General features: G+C 74.1%; 1 protein-coding gene. It reads left to right on the top strand.

The genetic code is table 11. The annotated features are described in order from the left end of the window. Positions 1 to 474: 474 nt before the first annotated feature. Positions 475 to 3,079 (top strand): MMPL family transporter (locus tag G6R24_RS19765; protein ID WP_163550661.1); only part of this gene is annotated, 2,605 nt, incomplete at its 3' end.

Raw genomic sequence — 3,079 nt, 5'->3', positions numbered from 1 at the left:
GGGGTCGGCGATCCGACGTGTGGCCCAACCCGGACGGGTGTCCGCCCGGGGCCGCTTCCGGCTCCCCGGATGGGGGCAGGTCGGCGCGTCCTCACGCGGTGTCACCGGGCGCCGGACCGCCCGCCGGTGGTCACCTGGGTGGGTCCGGCCGGGTACGCGGGTGGCCCGAAGGTGCCCCGGGGGCGTCCCGCGGCTGCGCGATGTCCGTTGTCGGGCAGGCGTCCGGATGGCTGGCGGTGGTCCCGGCGGCGGCGTCCGACGGGATGGGTGGACGCGCGGGTGCTGTTTCGCGGATGTTGCCGCCAGCTCTCGGTGTGATTGCCCACTACCGCCACCGGAGTGCCCATCTGGGCGTTCCGACTGCGGATCGTGTTGACGCGTCGGCGGGTGGAGGGTGAGATTTGCCGAAGCAAATTGGACAATTTCCCTAAAGGGCCATATAGCCGGCCCGTGCCGTGCCGGAGGATGAGGCCCGTGGCTCTGCTGGTGCGCTGGTGTCAGCGACACCGCTGGCTGGTCGTCACGGTGTGGGTGACGTCCCTGGTGGGTGCGCTCGCGATCGCCGGGCATGCCGGGCCGCGGTTCTCCGTCGAGCTGGCCGGCCATGACGCCGAGTCACAGCAGGCCCTGGACACGGCCGCGTCGTTCATGCCGTCGGGGACGGTGCCCGATCTGGAGACGGTCGTCGTGCGGGCGCGCGCCGGCACGGTGCAGGTCCCGGCGGTGCGGGCCCGGATCGCCGAGATGGTCGCGCAGCTGGGGACGGTGCCCGGTGTCGCCGGTGCGTTCGACCCGTTCAGCCCGGCGGCCGCGCTTCCGATCGGCGGGTCGCCGCTGAGCGCCGACGGCCGGGCCGCGGTCGTCTCGGTGCTGATGAAGGGTTCGCCGACCGCGCCGGATCACACCGCCATCCGCGCGCTGATCGACACCGCCCGCGCCTACGACGGGCCCGACCTTCAGGTCGAGGTGAACGGACCCGGCGCCACCATCATCGTGCAGTCGGGTATCTCGCTGTGGCCGGTCGCGCTCGCCGTGGGCATCGCCCTGCTGGTGCTGGGCCTGATGGTCCGGGCGCCGGCGGCGGTCGCGGTGTGCATGCTGGTCGCGCTCGTCGCCGCGGGGATGGCGACGGCCGCGGCGATGCTGCTGTCGCAGCGGGCCGACCTCAACCAGCTCGCCCCGCTGCTCACCCTGGTCCTCGCCTTCGGGATGACCCTGGGGAGCAGCGTCGTCATCGTCAACCGCACCCAGAACCAGCTGCGTGCCGGACTCGACCCGCCCCAGGCGGCCCACGCGGCCCTGCGCCACCCGGGACGGGCCACCGCGATCGGCGGCCTGGCGCTGGCCGGGGTCATGCTCGCCACGAGCGCCCTGCGCCTGAGCGTGTTCGACGGCCTGGCCCTGGCCGGGTTCACCGCGGCGATGGCGAGCGTGCTGGCCGTGATGACGCTGCTGCCCGCGGCGCTGCGCCTGACCGGGCACGGCCTGCTCGTCTGGACCGAACGCACCCTGCTGCGCCGCAGCGGCACGGGCCTGCCGGTGCGCCCGGGCCTGCGGTCCTGGTGGGCGGGCATGGTCGCCCGGCACCCGCAGGTCCTCGCGGGAGTGGCCATCATCGCGCTCGCCGTGCTCGCGATGCCCGTCACCGGGCTGACCCTCGGCGGTGGCGACAACGGCGCCGATCCGACGTCCAACACCACTCGGCGGGGCTACGACCTGATCAGCGAGGAGTACTTCCCCGGGCTCAACGGCCCGATGCTCGCCGTCGTGACCGGCCTGCACACCGGCGCGCCCGACCCGCTCCCCGGGGTGATCCAGGCGCTCAACGACGCGCCCGGTGTGACACGGGCCTTCCTGTCGCTGCGCAACGACGCCGCCGGCGGGGCGCTCGTCCAGATCCTGCCGGACGACGGTCCGCGCGCGCCGGGCGCGACCGAACTCGTCCACCGGCTGCGTGACCAGGTGGTGCCGGCGGCGATCGCGGGCAAGGGCCTGACCGTGCGGATCAGCGGGCAGGCCGCCCTGTTCGCGGACATGTCCAGCCGGTTCGCCGCCGTGCTGCCCGGCTTCCTGGCGCTGGAGTTCGGCATGCTCGGGCTCACCACGCTGTTCGCGCTGCGCTCGGTGCGCCACAGCCTGGCCGTGATGACGGCGAGCCTGCTCGCCCTCGCCGCCACCCTGGGCGCGATCACCTGGGTGTTCACCGAAGACCACCTCGCCGCGCGTCTCGGCGTGCGACCCGGCCCGGTCGAACCGTTCCTGCTCGGCATCATCATGATCGTCGTGTTCGGTCTGGCGATCGGGATGCACCTGACGATGCTCAGCAGCCTGCACGCCGCCGCCGACGATCCCGACCAGCGCCGGGCCATCAGCAGCCGCCACGCGGACGTCGGCCACATCGTCGTCACCACCAGCCTGATCATGGTGATCGTGTTCGCGGCGCTGGCCGCACAGCCCGTTCGGGTGATGAAACTGCTGGGCGTCGGCCTGTCGGTGGGTGTCGTCCTGGACGCGCTCGTCGTGCGCATCCTGCTGCTGCCCGCGCTGCTGCACCTGCTGCGACCCGGCCGTGGCATCGACCAGTCCAGCGGCTCCGGTCACGGTGGCCGTGGCCTGCGGGTCTTTCGCAACGGGACGTCCGACACCGGCCCCGTCGGTGGCCGCGTCGGCGCCGGACGCTCCGCGGGTGGTGGCCGGTCCGGTGGTGGCCGCGACGGTGGGAACAGCGGACGTCACCGCATCGCGGCGGCCGAACGCCTGAGCACCCACACCGGCCCGATTGGCCCCTTCGGCTCCTTCGGTCCCGGCGGCTCGGGTGGGTCGGGCATCGTCACGGCGGACGGCCCCTCGCCGCGCGCGGGTTCCCGCCGTTCCAGGCCCGCCGCCGACCCCGGCAGCGCCGCCTCCACCGGCCCGTGGACGATCCCGGCGCCGTCCGCCGCCGGGCGGTTCCGTTCCTCGCCGACCACGACAATGCCCGCCATGCGCCAGTCCGGCGGACCCGGCCATGCCCGGCCGTCCACCACCTCCGCCGCCACCGGTGAGCTGCGCCGATCCAACCGGCACGGTCGCCGCTCCC

The organism is Candidatus Frankia nodulisporulans (genome assembly GCF_902806475.1).
Classification (GTDB): domain Bacteria; phylum Actinomycetota; class Actinomycetes; order Frankiales; family Frankiaceae; genus Frankia; species Frankia umida.
This window is presented reverse-complemented; position numbering and strand designations above follow the sequence as displayed.